This window comes from Vulcanisaeta souniana JCM 11219, assembly GCF_026000775.1.
Lineage (GTDB): Archaea > Thermoproteota > Thermoprotei > Thermoproteales > Thermocladiaceae > Vulcanisaeta > Vulcanisaeta souniana.
In genome coordinates, this window is sequence record NZ_AP026830.1 from 220,305 (window position 1) to 235,910 (window position 15,606).

General features: G+C 45.0%; 13 protein-coding genes and 1 pseudogene. 8 read left to right on the forward strand and 6 right to left on the reverse strand.

Going from position 1 to position 15,606, the window contains the following annotated elements; translation table 11 throughout:
- Positions 1-477: 477 nt before the first annotated feature.
- The 3 genes and pseudogenes from Vsou_RS01135 to Vsou_RS01145 all read left to right on the forward strand — a co-directional run bounded on the left by Vsou_RS01135 (position 478) and on the right by Vsou_RS01145 (position 3,586).
- Positions 478-2,160 carry a hypothetical protein gene (locus Vsou_RS01135; RefSeq protein ID WP_188603593.1) on the forward strand — a complete coding sequence of 561 codons (1,683 nt, stop codon included), beginning with the start codon at positions 478-480 and terminating at the stop codon, positions 2,158-2,160.
- A 160-nt stretch (positions 2,161-2,320) separates the two neighbouring features.
- A pseudogene (locus Vsou_RS01140) lies at positions 2,321-3,316 on the forward strand (alkaline phosphatase family protein); the annotation flags it as partial.
- Positions 3,317-3,460: 144 nt separating this feature from the next.
- On the forward strand, positions 3,461-3,586 hold the full coding sequence (locus tag Vsou_RS01145; RefSeq protein ID WP_264890810.1) for a hypothetical protein: 126 nt from the start codon (positions 3,461-3,463) through the stop codon (positions 3,584-3,586).
- A gap of 252 nt (positions 3,587-3,838) precedes the next feature.
- Here Vsou_RS01145 and Vsou_RS01150 read toward each other — a convergent pair whose 3' ends face one another.
- Both Vsou_RS01150 and Vsou_RS01155 read right to left on the reverse strand, forming a co-directional pair.
- Positions 3,839-4,789 (reverse strand): DUF8196 domain-containing protein, encoded by a 951-nt coding sequence (locus Vsou_RS01150; RefSeq protein WP_188603594.1) that lies wholly within the window; start codon positions 4,787-4,789, stop codon positions 3,839-3,841.
- A gap of 490 nt (positions 4,790-5,279) precedes the next feature.
- Positions 5,280-6,050, reverse strand: a complete 771-nt coding sequence (locus tag Vsou_RS01155; RefSeq protein WP_188603595.1) for an HAD-IIB family hydrolase — start codon at positions 6,048-6,050, stop codon at positions 5,280-5,282.
- A 66-nt stretch (positions 6,051-6,116) separates the two neighbouring features.
- Between Vsou_RS01155 and Vsou_RS01160 the strand changes: the two genes are divergently transcribed.
- From Vsou_RS01160 to Vsou_RS01170, 3 genes are read left to right on the forward strand one after another with little or no spacing between them, the layout of a single operon-like run.
- A complete protein-coding gene (locus tag Vsou_RS01160; RefSeq protein WP_188603596.1) occupies positions 6,117-7,313 on the forward strand; it encodes an aconitase X catalytic domain-containing protein in 1,197 nt (398 codons plus the stop codon).
- 11 nt (positions 7,314-7,324) lie between these two features.
- Positions 7,325-7,762 carry a phosphatase domain-containing protein gene (locus Vsou_RS01165; RefSeq protein ID WP_188603597.1) on the forward strand — a complete coding sequence of 146 codons (438 nt, stop codon included), beginning with the start codon at positions 7,325-7,327 and terminating at the stop codon, positions 7,760-7,762.
- A 10-nt stretch (positions 7,763-7,772) separates the two neighbouring features.
- Positions 7,773-9,170: a hypothetical protein gene (locus Vsou_RS01170; RefSeq protein ID WP_188603598.1), complete on the forward strand. Its 1,398-nt coding sequence runs from the start codon at positions 7,773-7,775 to the stop codon at positions 9,168-9,170.
- On the opposite strand, the gene Vsou_RS01175 is transcribed toward Vsou_RS01170, so the two are convergent.
- Entirely contained in the window at positions 9,151-9,957 is an 807-nt protein-coding gene (locus Vsou_RS01175) for a CPBP family intramembrane glutamic endopeptidase (RefSeq protein ID WP_264890747.1), read from the reverse strand. The two genes, Vsou_RS01170 and Vsou_RS01175, sit on opposite strands and share 20 nt — an antisense overlap.
- A 66-nt stretch (positions 9,958-10,023) precedes the next feature.
- Here Vsou_RS01175 and Vsou_RS01180 point away from each other — a divergent pair, with 66 nt between their 5' ends.
- Positions 10,024-12,648 carry a DNA-directed DNA polymerase I gene (locus tag Vsou_RS01180; protein WP_188603600.1) on the forward strand — a complete coding sequence of 875 codons (2,625 nt, stop codon included), beginning with the start codon at positions 10,024-10,026 and terminating at the stop codon, positions 12,646-12,648.
- Between the two features lie 17 nt (positions 12,649-12,665).
- Here the strand turns inward: Vsou_RS01180 and Vsou_RS01185 are convergent, their stop codons facing one another.
- From Vsou_RS01185 to Vsou_RS01195, 3 genes are all read right to left on the reverse strand, one after another.
- Complete coding sequence (locus Vsou_RS01185; protein ID WP_054844325.1) at positions 12,666-13,112, reverse strand: DUF2286 domain-containing protein; 447 nt, start codon at positions 13,110-13,112, stop codon at positions 12,666-12,668.
- 75 nt (positions 13,113-13,187) lie between these two features.
- Entirely contained in the window at positions 13,188-13,799 is a 612-nt protein-coding gene (locus tag Vsou_RS01190) for a CDP-alcohol phosphatidyltransferase family protein (protein ID WP_188603601.1), read from the reverse strand.
- Entirely contained in the window at positions 13,786-14,121 is a 336-nt protein-coding gene (locus Vsou_RS01195) for a PadR family transcriptional regulator (RefSeq protein WP_054844323.1), read from the reverse strand. Before Vsou_RS01195 ends, Vsou_RS01190 begins: the two co-directional genes overlap by 14 nt.
- Positions 14,122-14,256: 135 nt before the next feature.
- Here Vsou_RS01195 and Vsou_RS01200 point away from each other — a divergent pair, with 135 nt between their 5' ends.
- On the forward strand, positions 14,257-15,522 hold the full coding sequence (locus Vsou_RS01200; RefSeq protein WP_188603602.1) for a Glu/Leu/Phe/Val family dehydrogenase: 1,266 nt from the start codon (positions 14,257-14,259) through the stop codon (positions 15,520-15,522).
- Positions 15,523-15,606: the final 84 nt, after the last annotated feature.

Consider the following 15,606-nt stretch of genomic DNA (forward strand, 5'->3'; position numbering starts at 1 on the left):
TAAAATTAACCTAAAGTTAGGTGGTAATTACGAAGTTAAAATGCAGCGATTAAGGAGATTAATTAGACTCCGGAGACTAGTTAATCTTGGGCTTTAAATTCAACCCCATATAGAAAAGTACTAAGTAAGACCGAGAAATTGACTTAATAAAGACCGGCTGAACCCACATCTCTTTACGTGTTTTCTACCTAATCCTCTCTATGGGCAACCGAACAGACCTCCCTAAAGCCTTGCTTATTTTCTCCCTACTTTTATCGTTTTCCTCAATTCTCATATGCACTTCGCAAAGCCTTGCCATAACCCCCTTTCCTAGCAACTCTACGTCTCTTGACCTCCCTCCACGGCATCACAACCTTTATGCGACCTTTATAATTCCTCCCAGTTTCAGGTAAATACATATAATACTTTATCTATCCTTAATGATCTTAATGTCCATCTTCGAAACTTTTAATAACGTAAATACCCAGCGTAAGGGTGATGCCCGATAGAAGGGACTTCCTCAAGCTCCTTGGGGCCCTCGGTCTCGGTGCATTGGGCAGCGCGGTGGTTGATATCCTAACCACCAAGCCCATAATCAAGCCCGCCGAAGCCCCACAACAGGTTGTGCAGCCCTATTACTCGGTGATGGTTCAAACACCCCAGGGCCCCAATGGGCCTAGGCCCATGGTTGTCTCAGCCGATGGTGAAGTCATCGTTGATGAGAATGGCAGAATAGTAAGTGACCTGGGCGTGTACCCAACCGAGGGTGTTAATGAACTAGGCGGCTATACCCAAACCGCCGGGATACAGGAGGCCATAGCATACCTCCTAAACACTGGAGGCGGCGTCGCCTTCATTAGGAGAGGCGATTACTACCCGTGCAAGGTAATACACGTCGGCGTTATTAAGAGGCAAGTCCAAGTTATAATACAGGGCGAGGGGTTAGCCACCAGGATACATCTATATAACAATACTGGGCGCGGCATGGCCTGGGCCTTCACGGTCGGCACGCCTGGTAATTCACCCACGGCCGACCAGGCGCCGCCGCCTATCTTCAGGGATTTAACCTTCGTGAATGATGTTAACGAGGGGCCTCCAGTGGGTCCAATGGTTACTGGAGGCTACTATACGGGAGGTGGGGCAGTTGGTAATGGGGTCATTCTAGAGGATATAACCGTAATAGACCCACCCAGTCTAGCCAATAAGCCTGGAACACCACCCTCGGGCATAGGTTGGATCTGGTTCAACAATTCCTACGGGATTAGGGTGAGGGGATTCACGTACCTTGGAGCTAACCCGAACAGTAGCGGCTCCACTGTGATAGTCAGCGATGGCGTGACCTTCACGGAGATCGACGAGTCCTTCTTCATAAGCACAGCAAGGGGTGGCGTGGCTGTATCTTCAGGCACGGGCACTATCCAAATAACCAATACCCAAATCCTCGGCTTTAACGTCGGCGTCAACTACGGTAATACCGATGGCAGGAGTAAGTTAATGACGACGAACGTCGTGATAGGCACCGATAGGGGTGGCGTGGAGGCCTACGGGGCCCAACTCTTTGTAAACACACCAATTTACGTCGACTACGGGTTCATAGACGCGTTAATATGCTGCAGCAGGCTTGGCGGCGTGATTAAGCTCCTGGATTCAGTAAGCAGGATCAACATTAGTGATTCGGAGGTGCATTCACTGACGATAGAGACCATTACTAAGAATAGCCCCCAAAGTGACCTACTCCTAACCATTGAGGGTAGTAGAATTACGGGCTCCGGGTCAGGCCCATTAATAAACATACCACAGGAATACGCTACCAATTCAACAATTAGGGTCAGGTTGATTAATAATGAGATTAGTAAACAAGCGTCAAGTGGAGAATGGCCGCTGGTTACGGTACCTAATAACGTGGTCTTCGAGATGAGGGGTAACTACGTTAGGATGCTCAACGGGTTTGATGTAATCATTGGGCTTAGCCAGGATTTAACAAGTGGCTTCTACGAATTCTCGGATAATATCATTGAGGCTGAGGCTCAGCCGATATACCTACTCAACGGTGGTGTGGCGATCAATGCGCCATTCATAGTAAGCGGTAATAAGTTCCTGACGCAGACACAGTTGTACAAGACGCCCCCCACGGCACAGGGTGGGTTAATGGTCTCGAATAACCTAAACCTGGTGACCTAAGGTGAATAGGGCAATCTTAATAGCCATAATTGTATTGGTCTCATTAGCCATAGCCTTATTAGCCCTAATACCCCATATCCACCACCCTGCTAGACCAGGAACCTCCACGGCGTTCACGGTAGGTTACACGTCCGCAACCGCGACGCCGATTAAGCATGTTGTGATTATAATCCTTGAAAACCACGCCTTCGACAACATATACGGCCTCTACCCCTTCGGAACACCACCGATATTGAACAACATAACCCTATCCGTAATGAGGCCCCTCGGAATAAACGCCACCGGGGTTAAGCTACGCTACGCCGATTCGGTAATACTGGAGGATCCCTGGGAGGGTTACCTGAATTACCACGTTGACTGGGATTTCGGCGCAATGGACGGCTTCGTCAGGGGCTCTGGGCCCCAGTCAATGGTTTACCTATCCTACGAGCAGGTCCCGCTCCTGTGGGATTACGCTGAAGAGTACGTGTTGACTGATAACTTCTTCTCACCGGACCTAGCCACCACAACGCCTAATAGAATATCCTACCTGGTGGGTTACCCAGTGCCCATGTTTGGTTCAAGTAAGTGCGTGGTTACATTCAATCAAACCATACTATACCAATTAACCGAGTACAACATTTCATGGGCCTACTTCGACTACGGCTATAGGCAAAATCAGCCACTGCCACCATACCCACTATCGCTGATAAAGGGCTCGTCAGCCTACAGGAGCCATTATTTCAACACGTCCCAGTTCCTAATCGATCTAAGGACTGGCAACCTACCCAGCGTCTCATTCCTAATGTTCACCGGCGGTAATGGCTATGACGAACACTCGGCCCTAGACCTACACCCACCATATAACATAACCCAGGGCCTGGTGAACCTAGCCTACTTCATAGACGCCATTGAGGACAGCCCATATTGGAATAGTACGGTGATCTTCATAACCTTCGACGAGGGGGGTCTATGACCAGGTACCGCCACCAATAATTTACAACTATGGGTTAAATCCTGGGTGTGAGGATGGTTACCTAAGTAGGCTGGGTCTAGTGAACTACAATACCCTCGGCGAGAGGGTCCACTGCTGATTATTTCGCCATACGCTAAGGAGGGGTGGATTGATAATTACAGCCTATCAGGCTATACACTGCTTGCGTTCATCGACTATAACTGGCACCTACCATACCTAACACCCATAGTTGCCAACTCCGACCTCAATGGGCTACTCGCCGCCTTCAACTTCAGCCAAAGGCCGAGGCCACCAATAATACTAACCCCACTTAACTGGACATACCCAATACCACTCCAGTACCCAGTGCATTATGGTTACGTGGCATTGGTCAAGGGTAACTACACCGGCTACACACTACTTTACAGGCTAGGCATAATCAACGCCACGGTGTACCACTACGTGATGCAGTTCAACGACACAAACACCTAAACCCTATTAATGCGTAATTCACCATTACCCCATCCCAAGGCTAAGATAGTACATACCTTCACCATAGCCCCAAGACACATGAGACGTGCATCTAAACCCACCCTGAAGGGCAAGGCCCCTCTCCAGCCCAAGCTCTACAATAACCGAGCATTAATAACGTTAATGAGGTTAGGACAGGGAGGGGTTCTGGCAACTAACTGTGCCCAATTAATCCGTTAAGAAGCCAGAAAATGGAACTACTTAGGGGAGGAATCAAAGGCCTAGGCTGGTCCTCTCCCTCATACTCTCGATAAGCCAGATACCCCTCCTCTCAGCCTCCTCGACCGCTCCCGGCATTGCCCTTATGCAGTAAATGACCTTGATTACCCTGCCAGGGAATTTATCCGGGAACAGTCTCAAAGCCTCACTAACCCTCTCATCAATCCTCGCAATCAACCTAGGACCAACTCTCGTCTTAGCCTCGCCGACTATCGTCAATTGCCCATTGGTACCATAAACATCAAACTCAAACCTAGAGTCAAGGACAATCCTATCAGTCCTAATATCAACACCCCTCCCCCTAAGCAAGTGGGTAATGACATCATTGGCCTCCTCCTCGATAGAGGCCGTTAGGTTATCCAAAGTCCTCCTAATGGCACCAACATCCCTCCTAAGCAACCTAACCTCCCTCCAAAGCTTATTATTCTCCTGCCATAGTTTCTCGATATTCTCATTAATCCTCCTATTCTCCTCCCATAACTTATTCACATCGATCCTAAGGGCTTCCTGGTTTTCCCTTAGTTTTTCCTGTCCTTCCCTAAGCGACCTCACCTCTTCCCATAACTTCTCCTGCCCCTCACGTAGGGCCTTAACCTCCTGCCATAGTCTGTTGTTTTCTTGCCATAGTTTTTCTATGTTTTCATTGATTTTCTTGTTCTCCTCCCATAGTTTGTTTACGTCGGCTCTGAGGGCGTTTTGACCCTCCTGCAATGCCTTAATGGCCTCCCACATTTTCCTATTCTCCTCCCATAGTTTATTTTGACCATCCCAAAGCCTCTCCTGACCCTCCACAAGCCTCTGAACAGTCCTAGTCAAATCATTAACGGCACTCACCAACTGCCTTAGTGATGATTGAATGTCAACAATACCAAGTAGACCCATCACGGCCAGCCTAAACTCCTCATCCTCCCTCAACAAACGCAAAAACTCATCACGAAAAGACATCCATTAATAACTTCACAACCAAAAATAAAAACTCATCGCTTTGCGTTAACGTCAATAAACAACAGACACCTTGCTCTATAATCACCATGGTTTCTAAAGCCATAATTTTACCATTTAGTGAGAAAAAGGTGATCATAGGCATCAAACAGTATTGGATTTGTTGCTAAGTTCTTATTGAACCTGCTTTTGATTGTTGGTGTTGTGATCATGACACTAAATTTGGTGTATTGGACACATAGTTAATGATCAATGCATTGGTATGAGCAACGAAAGCGAGCATCCTCGGTGCTAGGTGCTCCCTGGCCTTTCAATGTATGTTGTTGCCGTGATTATTAGATTGATCAATAGCAATACGAGAATATGAGAGCCCTAATTTATAATGACCAAAACATGGGAATGGTTATAGGCATTGTCTAATTAATTCTCGAGAAATGCCAAGTTAGATTGGTTAATTGCCAAAAATACCGAGAATATGTCACATAGGTAGAGGCTATCTAACTGGTGGTAGGTGTTTAATTAAAATTAGTAAGTTGTCCAGGAAGGTCGGCAACTCATCTTCATTAATCCACAGTAGCACTGGTAGGTTGAGTCCCTCATTGTACTTGTGCCTGATACCAATGGGGTATTCAACCATTTTCATTGCTGGTATATCATTCTCTGAATCACCCATGTATATTATTGGTCCCGTTATTTCCATGAGTTCCCTAAGCTTCGCCACTGCGTAGCCCTTATCAATGGGAATACCCGGATATATGTCCATGAATGGGTGCCCCCTGTACCTAATAACCCTGAATCCCCATTTACTCGCCATATTAATGACGCTATTTAGTACATCGGAGTTTACCGAACCTTTGTTTCTCCAATCGATTCCTAATCCGCCAATAAAACCACTAACGCGTTTTATCTCTAGATACGCCTCCCTAAGTTCGCTGTTTTTTATGAGATCCATTAACAACCTGAATTTATCCTGCCATTCAGGTAACTCCTCGTGAATATAATGCGTATTGCCAGTCCTTATCTCAAGGCCATTTGTGCACGACCAGGCACTGGCGAAGTCAGTCCTTGGAATCAAGAAGTCACAGTCCTTGGTACTTATTACGGCTACTGGAATGCGCCTACTTATTTCCTTTAATTTCCCATAAATTGACTCGGGGGGTTTGCTCAAGTGCCTCGCCACGTCTATTGGCGCTATTGTACCATCATAGTCAGTGAATAATGCTGAGACGTCCTTAAATAAATCGATTTTACCATTATTGAACATTTCGGATTCGCATAAATTAATAACCTTAATAAGATTTATTTTTCCTACTCGATTTAAGTTCGCTGAATGTACCTTAGCAAGCATGAAGAGGCTGTACTTAGCGGCGATTATGGAGACGCCGCTGCAAGGGCAATGCAGGTCATTGTTAGGGTTGGCGACGTACTGAGGGCTGATAGGCTCCTCGAGATAGAGACAGCGCATGTGGCCGGCGTGTCCTATTTAACAATAGGTGATCCGGGACTTGAGTACCTAGAGGATTTGGCGGAATCTGGGGCTAGGTTTCGTACATTCACGACGGTGAATCCCGTGGGCATGGATATACTCAATAATTGGGGAATTGATAAGGAGTTCATAGATAGGCAATGGAGGATAATTAATGCACTAAGGAAATTGGGCGCCAGCCTATGGCTCACGTGCACCCCATACGAGAATCTACGCATTAGGCCGAGGACGTACCATGCATGGGCCGAGTCCAATGCAGTGGCCTACATAAATGCTGTACATGATGCCTGGACAGAGAAGTTGCCGGGCCCCTTCGTAGTCTTATCCGCATTGGTTAATAGAGTACCTAGGTACGGACTTTACACCCTAAGTGGTAGAACGCCGACACATATGGTTAGGCTGGAAGGTGACCCATTGATCAGTGACCCATTGATCGCGGGGTTACTTGGCAGGAAAGTCGCTGAATTAGTTGGGGATGGGAAACCATACCTAATAGCCAGGTTTAGTGGTAATGCCGTGATCAAGCAATTACTCGCCAGTTACGCTACATACTCACCCCATGCCTTTATGGTACTTCATGGAATAACACCGAATAGTGATAAGTACATGTCTATGATGGACAAGCCTGAGACAATAGATGTAAGTATTAAGGAGATGAGGAGGGACAACGTAGAGGGGGGTAATTATGATGTTGATGCTGTGTTTCTCGGTTGCCCTCATTACGGTATTGAGGAAGTAAACGCAGTTATAAATTACGTAAGAAGCAAGGGAGGCAGGAGGGCAAGTAAGCCGGTGTATATAGCCACGACGCCTTTCGTACTTAGCCAATTAAGTAGTGAAACGATAAATATGCTTAAGGAGCATAATGTATACTTGGTGTTAAGTACGTGCCCTGTCGTATCACCATTCCTTAGAAGTGTTGGTGTTAGTACCGTGGCCACGGAGTCCGTGAAGCAAATGTACTACTTACCTAAGATGGTTGGCATTAAGTACGTGAGTTGCAATGGCGTTGAGTGCCTAGATATTGCATTTAATGATTAGGGTGAATTCCCATGAAGTACGTATCTTTTGATATAGATGGCGTGCTTGTAAATTCTGAGGATAGACTAAGTATGTGCATTAAACCTAGTAATGAGGTTGATTGGGATTGCTTCCTGGACTGTAGAAAGTTATTCATGGATAAACCAAAGCAAAGAATAATAGAGTTCCTTAGGTTATTAAGGAACAGGGGCTTCGGCATAGTAATTGTCACAGGAAGGAGGGAATACATGAGAGAATGCACCATGAATCAACTGAGGGGTTTTGGCGTAATTGGATTTGATGGATTATTCATGAGACCTGATGACAATATAGAGCCGGATTCCATGTATAAGTCATGGATGATCCGAAATCTATTGAGGAGGTATGACATACTCGTGCACTTTGATGATAATGCAAGCACTGTAGCGACCCTGGTAAGTAATGGCATTGATGCCGTGGTGCTCTCATGAGGGATCAATAATGACCAGGATAGGGGTCCTAAACGTAAGGGGTGCAATGCCGCATTATGAACAATTACCATTCAATGTTTACGTAGACAAGCCAGGGATCATCAGGAAGCTTGATGCATTGATATTGCCTCCAGGTACCCTAGTGGAGTCCCAGGTACTGACACGCTATGATTGGATTAAGAGGGAGGTTTGGGATTTCGCTGAAAATGGCGGTGTGATTATTGGCGTTTGTTCAGGTGCTCAATTACTATCAAGGGCCGTAAACCTAAACGTTAAGGGACTACCTGGGTACGCTGAAGGACTTGGTATTCTGGATATTACCTTTGAGCCATTGATTGTTACGGGACCCGTAAAGGTCAGGATAACTAATGAGACATGGATAACAAGGGATCTCCTAAATACCGAGTTACATGGCTGGCAAGCCCATACATATGGCAAGGCAAACGTGGAAACAAGCAATACCTGGGTAGTGGGGGTATCCCTGGTATCGAGGTATAACTATAGAAATGCGAAGATCGAGATTCCCACATTAATGGTCTCACGGAGATATAGGGTATTCGGTACCATGGTGCATGGTTTGCTGGGTTCGGGATCACCGCTTACAAGGAATTTATTTCACGAGATCGGGATCACCGATAAAGGAGAAATCAAGAACTACTACAGAGTTATTAATACCAATGGCTGGAAAAGGAAGAGAGATGCGCATGTTAATCCTAGGATCATTACCATCACATCAACGATGACTGGCGAGGGGAAGACACTAATAACGAGCGCATTGGCATACTGTCTATCAAGGACTGGTCATTACGTAGGTGTTGCGAAACTCGGTGGTGATATTAGGGACCTACATCCGGGGCTCTATATTCTTGGTAAACCGTTTAAGCCCTGGATGAGCATAAGAATGAGGTGGGGGAGCAGGGCATTGGGTTGGTTTGATTGGCAAAGAACGCTAGGGAAAGCTGTGGAAATCGGGCTGGACACCCTGTTGGTTGAGGGTGTAATGGGCCTATTAACAGGATCCTCCAGAAGACCTAAGCGTGGCTTCTCATCAACCCTGGACTTCATAAGACAGGTTAATACAGACGTGGTATTGATCGCCTCTGCTCACTATGATGGAGTGGAGGGCGCATTACTTAGATTAAGAACCAATATTGATTTATTGAATAAAATCAGTAAAGGACCTGGGGTTGTGGTGCTCAATAATGCGTATCATGGAATCCATGAAGATAGGGCATTGAGACAGTTTAAAACGGCTATTAATAAACTAGGTATTTCATTGTTTGTGGTTGATTCATTGATGATTTCATCAAAACCGGAGGAACTAATAGACCTGGAGGACTATAGGGATTCCGCAATTAAGGTATCGGGTAATCTATGTGATGCCTTTATCAATGTATTGAGTAAATAATTACCATTATTGATAGATAATCGTTTATCCAATGCATTATAATGTCTGGTATAACGTTACTCGTCAATGCGAATATGAAGCCGGAAATCAATCCATAAATAAATATGTAACTTAGGATGTAGGCTACTGTTAATAGGTCATTGACGCCATACATGGCTAAGTAAATGGGTAGGTGCGCTGCCGTGAAGTAAATGGCGCTTATGAGTATCGCTGGTATTGAATGCATGATACTTATGGGTTTTGTGGAATTACGTCTTGGTAATAGTTTATTTAAGATAAAACCCCTGAATACTAACTCCTCACTTATTGCTATTGGATATAATGTGTATATGAGTAGTAGCACATTCGTTAATGATACTTGGGGCAGTATTGCCGTAAGCGGTATTAAACCACTTACTAAAAACCATAGTACAGCGAGCACCAGGACTATTGGTATCGTTAATTTACCGAATAGTGGTCTCCAGGAGAGACCAAGCTCATTAACTATTCTATGGACTTCCTTTCTATATGCAATGAGCAGCGCTACGATGAGTAGGTATAGATATGGAGCTAAGTCTCCAAGTAGGTATGTCGATGCGAGACTAACGGGGCTTCCTAGGGTGCTATTTAGTGTTTGGATTATTGATGAGGAAATATCGTAGTGAGCATTTGTCATTATGTAAGGTTCATACGTAATGAATACCGGGATAAATATTGCGATAAACAGTATTGTGGGCCAAATGATATTGCCTATGTAATTACCCATCAAGTTATGAAGCAACACCATGGGTTTAATAATTCTACTCACATTATAGTATTGAAGCCAGGAAAAGCACTGCTTAATAAGTTAGTTATTATATCTCTTTATTGAGTAATGAAGAAGAGAGAATACAGGGATGAGGAGGAAGAGGAAGAGGAGGAGTTCGAGGAGGGGATCGAAGAGAATGAGGAAAAGACCGAGGAGGTTTCCATAAAAGCTGAGACGCCGCAGAATACTCCGCCATCCATAGTGCTCACGGTAACGTATGATGGGAAGGCAGGTAAAGCTCTCGTTAAATTATACGACCCAGTGAATGATAGGATATACTTCTGGTACGATAACACGGGGCATAAACCATACTTACTCACCAACATTAGGCCTGAGGAGGTAGTCTCGAAATTATCAAAGGTCATTCTTCATCCAGGGTTCAGCCATATTGAGGTTGTGGAGAAGTATGACCCACTAAACGATAGGAAGGAAATATTCACTAAAATAGATGCCAAGGACCCATTAAGTATTGGCGGCAGGGCGGACTCAATAAGGGAGTTACTTCCAAAGACTTGGGAATCAAGGATCAGGTATCACCTATGTTATATTTATGATAATGATGTCGTGCCCGGAATGTTCTATAGGATCGAAGATGGAAGGCTAGTCCAAGTGCCCGTGGAGGTACCCAGTGAAATCGAGAGATTCATAAAGAGGCTGTATTCTAATGATAAGGAGTACCTAGAGGAAGCCGAAAAATGGATACCCCTATTTCAAGCACCCGTGCCGAACATAAAAAGGCTGTCGCTCGATATCGAGGTATTTACACCGCAGGAAAACAGGATACCGAACCCAAGGGAGGCTAATTACGAGATCATAGCAATAGGTCTCGCCGGTAGCGATGGTCTAAGGAAGGTACTCGTACTCAAAAGACCTGGTATGGAGTTACGGCCTGAGGATCTCGATGACCTGCTTTATGATGATATTGAAGTGGAGTTCTTTGACAGTGAGTATGATATGCTGAGGGAGTTTTTCTCGATCATGCTTCAATACCCAATTTTGATAACATTCAATGGAGACAATTTCGACCTTCCATACATTTACCATAGAGCATTGAAGCTCGGCTTCAGGAAGGAGGAGATACCCATAACTGTAGGGAGAAACGAGGCTTCCATAGCCCTTGGAATACATCTTGACCTATATAAGTTCTTCAATATAAGGGCAATCGAGGTGTATGCCTTCGGTGGTAAGTATAGGGGTATGGATAGGACGCTTGATACCATAGCCCACGCGATCATCGGCATGTCGAAACTAAGCAGGGACAAGACCGTTTCGCAAATGAGCTATGTTGAATTAATAAATTACAACTTTAGAGATGCCTTCCTAGGGCTCTACTTAACTACGTATGATGATAACCTAGTACTGAGATTGATATTATTAATGTCAAGGATCTCCAAAACACCACCAGATGACTTAGTTAGGAACCAGATATCAGCATGGATCAAGAACATGCTGTATTACGAACATAGGAAGAGGGGTTGGTTAATACCTGAGAAGGAGGACATAATTAAGGCTAAGGGTGATATAGCTACCAGGGCAATTATTAAGGGTAAGAAGTACGCGGGTGCCATAGTCCTTGATCCAATGCCTGGCATATTCCCGAGGGTTTATGTTCTGGACTTCGCGAGTATGTATCCATCTGTGATAAAGCGGTGGAACATCTCGTACGAAACGGTCAAATGCCCAAATGAGAGGGAGCAATCCAATAAACCGATTCCAGAGTTACCTCATTGGGTCTGCAACGATAGGAGGGGATTAACGGCATTAATTGTTGGCTTACTCAGGGATTTAAGGGCCTATGTATATAAGAAATTAGCTAAGTCCGCACCCAGTGGTGTACTAAAGAGCTACTATAATGTTGTACAGAGCGCTCTGAAGGTTTTCATAAATGCATCATACGGTGTACTCGGCGCAGACATATTCCAGCTATACTGTCCACCAGCGGCGGAGCTGACTACGGCCCTCGCCAGGTACGTACTTTCTAGAACAGTGCTTAGGGCATTGGAACTTGGGTTGGTGCCCATTTACGGCGATACCGATAGTCTCTTCATATGGAACCCCGATGAGAATAAACTTAAGGAGTTAATTGATTGGGTTGATAAGGAGTTTGGCATTGAGATAGAACTTGATAAGGTCTATAGGTTAGTTGCCATGAGTGGTAGGAAGAAGAACTACGTCGGCATACTGGAGGATGGTGAGTTGGACATCAAGGGATTAGTGGGTAAGAAGAGGAACACGCCTGACTTTGCCAAGGAAGCGTTTAATGAGGTACTAGGTCTCCTTTCTGATATTCAGGGTCTTGAGGACGTTGATAAGGTCGTTGAGGAAGTTAGGAATAAGGTTAGGGATTATTACAGAAGACTCCAGAGGAGGGAGATACCGCTTAATAAGTTGGCTATAAGGACGGCGCTAACGAAACCCCTTGAGTCATATACTAAGAATACTCCACAACACGTAAAGGCTGCATTGCAGTTGAAGAACCATGGTTATAATGCAAGACCTGGCGATATAATAATATACATAAAAACCACGGGGAAGGACGGCGTTAAACCAATACAATTGGCCAGGATCGACGAGGTTGATCCAAATAAATACATTGAGTACCTAAGGACTTCATTAGAGCAGGTGCTTGATGCCTTCGGGATAGAGTTCGAGAGCATAATGGGTTCTTCAATAATAGATAACTATTCATAGGATGTTATTTAACCAGGTCATTCCTCCAGGAATTCCTCACCTTCGCCTTCGCCCTCGCCCTCAGGTGTTAATGATGCTAATATGTTATTTACCACTTGATTAATTGCTTCATCATTTATGTAGGGCATTATAACGACGAATCTGTCGGTCTCCATGTCCTCACCCATCCACCTATTGCTATATATTATTTCATAGGTTGGTATCTCAACCTCAGCCTTATTACCAACCCTCTTAACACCGAATTTTTCAACCCTCTTATAAAGCTCCTTATTTAGAGGAAGGTCCAGGCTAATTGTCTGCGGGACCTTGAGCACTATGAAATCCGACTCGTCAGGGTTCCACTTATCCAATAGCCTCTTTACATAGTCTTTCACGGTTTCCGTTAGGTTTGATTTCACGATTTCCTTATTTGCAATGCTTTCGTTCTCCACGTAAATAATCGCATTCTCGCTCTCCTCAGACATAGCTCACAGGTACTGTACTGGTAATGTGATTAATAAAAATTGCGGAATGCCGAAAGCACAGTGCATACATAAGGGCTACTTACCTAAGGTCCTTGCCACAATTACTATCCTCTCTATTGCCGTGATGTTAGTCAATACGGCAAGTAGCAAAAGGCCGTAGAAAATCACCGCGTATATGTTGGTTATGATGAAAAGAAGCAGAATGAGAAGAATAAGGATCAGTCTTTCCTCCCTCTCGATAAGACCAACGCCCATCATCTTAACACCCAGGGCCTCGGCCCTAGCCCTGGCATAACTCGTCATTAATGAACCTAGAATAGCAAGCAGTAGAAAGATAGTACCCAGGACAGTTCCATCATTCACTAGCCAAAGATCAACAAGCGCTATAAAATCAACATACCTATCCAGTGTGGAATCCAGAAAGGCGCCAAGTCTAGATGCCCTGCCCCAGTACCTCGCGACTAAGCCATCGAGCATATCAAACGCGCTGGCCAGTATTAGTAATGCGAGTACAAGTACATAGGCCCAGTGTAAATGAAGCCATACAAAGTAAGGTGTTATTAATGCCATGATTAATGACATAACCGTTAATGCATTGGGATTCCTAGGTAAAACCTTCACGAGGCCTTTCTCGAGTGCGTTCCTACCAATCCTTTCTATCCTATCCTTAAGCTTACCGAGAACCACAACTCACACCGCAATTAAAAACCTCTTTAAGAATTAGGGATATGAAGTCCCTAGCCCTTAGCCAGAGTTCCACGGTCTCTGGCCTCAGCTTATACATCTTAGATCCATCGCTCATAAAGGTCTCCACTAAGCCATCCCTCTCCATCTTGTAAAGTACCACATAAACACCAACGTTTGTTATATCAATATTAAAGCGCTCCTTAATCTCCTTGGCTATCTCATAACCATACATCGGTCTCTCCATCAGTAGCTTAACTACATAAATCCACAAATTCTCCTTGGTGAGCTTAGTCATAAGTCTACCAAGCGCCCTCTGACTCATTATGCCCTTACCTAAAATACCCAGAGAGCAACTATTTTAAATTGCTATGTTCTGTAGCCGAAATTGAATACGGCAATCCCATATTACATAGGCTAATAGAGAAAGATTTAATAACCCATCATTTACATAGTTTCGATGTCACTAAGGGGAACTACATTCCTAGAAAGTGTCTTACAAACTCTAAAGAGAGCTATAGAGCTGGGTGGATACCCACAGGAGGCATATGAAATGCTAAGTAGACCTCAGAGGATAATAACCGTAAATATACCAGTCAGGATGGATGGTGGAAAAATCCAGGTATTCACGGGCTACAGGGTACAGCACAATAACGCCCTGGGTCCATACAAGGGTGGAATAAGGTTCCACCCAGAAGTTACACTCGAGGAGGACATAGCACTGGCCACTGTGATGACCTTCAAGAACTCACTAAATGGGTTACCATACGGTGGCGGTAAGGGCGCCATTGCCGTTGACTACAAGAAGCTAAGTAAGAGGGAGCTCGAGGAATTAAGCAGGGGCTACGCAAGGGCCCTGGCGCCCTTCATAGGCCCTGAGGTAGATATACCAGCGCCTGATGTTGGTACAGATCCGCAAATAATGGCCTGGATGGTTGATGAGTACAGCAAGATAACAGGCCACAACGTACCTGGAGTATTCACAGCCAAGCCAGTGGTGCTATGGGGCAACCCAGTTAGGGAGTACTCAACGGGCTTTGGCGTGGCGGTCTGGGCCAGGGAAGCAGCCAAAAAGCTGTGGGGTGGCATTGAGGGCAAGACAGTGGCAATCCAGGGATTCGGCAATGTGGGCTACTGGGGAGCATACTGGTTGGAGAAGATGGGTGCTAAGGTTGTTGCGGTAACGGATAGTAGAGGCGGCGTGTACAACCCAAGCGGTCTTAAGCTGGTTGAGGTCAAGGCTGTAAAGGACAAAACAGGTACGGTAATGAACTATGAGTCATCAGGAACCAGGAAGGTGACAAATGACGAAGTCCTTGAATTACCAGTTGATATACTAGTACCGGCTGCCCTGGAGAACGTAATACACAAGGGCAATGCCAATAATATAAAGGCAAAACTAATAGTTGAGGGCGCAAACGGGCCAACAACAGCCGATGCTGAGAAGGTACTGCACACAAGGGGTGTTTGGATACTCCCTGACCTAGCGGCTAACGCCGGCGGTGTCGTAATGTCATACCTAGAATGGGTTGAGGACTTGCAGTGGTATTTCTGGGACGAAGAAGAGACGAGGAACAGGCTGGAGAGGATATTGCTGGACACATTTAACAGGGTAATGAACAGGTGGAACAAGTTGGGTACAAGTCAGGTAACGATAAGGGAAGCTGCGTACGTAGAGGCCGTGGACAGGATATATAACGCAATGAAGGTTAGGGGCTGGATCTAATAAATGAACTTGAATTAAAATAAATACAAAAATATAATTTTTCATATTTTTGTATAATTACCCCCAATTAAATTAAATCAGTTA

Excerpts from the sequence above, each read along its gene's own strand:
- Vsou_RS01135 (WP_188603593.1), top strand. The coding sequence starts at position 478 with ATGCCCGATAGAAGGGACTTCCTCAAGCTCCTTGGGGCCCTCGGTCTC.
- Vsou_RS01150 (WP_188603594.1), bottom strand. The coding sequence starts at position 4,789 with ATGTCTTTTCGTGATGAGTTTTTGCGTTTGTTGAGGGAGGATGAGGAG.
- Vsou_RS01155 (WP_188603595.1), bottom strand. The coding sequence starts at position 6,050 with ATGTTCAATAATGGTAAAATCGATTTATTTAAGGACGTCTCAGCATTA.
- Vsou_RS01160 (WP_188603596.1), top strand. The coding sequence starts at position 6,117 with ATGTACCTTAGCAAGCATGAAGAGGCTGTACTTAGCGGCGATTATGGA.
- Vsou_RS01165 (WP_188603597.1), top strand. The coding sequence starts at position 7,325 with ATGAAGTACGTATCTTTTGATATAGATGGCGTGCTTGTAAATTCTGAG.
- Vsou_RS01170 (WP_188603598.1), top strand. The coding sequence starts at position 7,773 with ATGACCAGGATAGGGGTCCTAAACGTAAGGGGTGCAATGCCGCATTAT.
- Vsou_RS01180 (WP_188603600.1), top strand. The coding sequence starts at position 10,024 with ATGAAGAAGAGAGAATACAGGGATGAGGAGGAAGAGGAAGAGGAGGAG.
- Vsou_RS01185 (WP_054844325.1), bottom strand. The coding sequence starts at position 13,112 with ATGTCTGAGGAGAGCGAGAATGCGATTATTTACGTGGAGAACGAAAGC.
- Vsou_RS01195 (WP_054844323.1), bottom strand. The coding sequence starts at position 14,121 with ATGAGTCAGAGGGCGCTTGGTAGACTTATGACTAAGCTCACCAAGGAG.
- Vsou_RS01200 (WP_188603602.1), top strand. The coding sequence starts at position 14,257 with ATGTCACTAAGGGGAACTACATTCCTAGAAAGTGTCTTACAAACTCTA.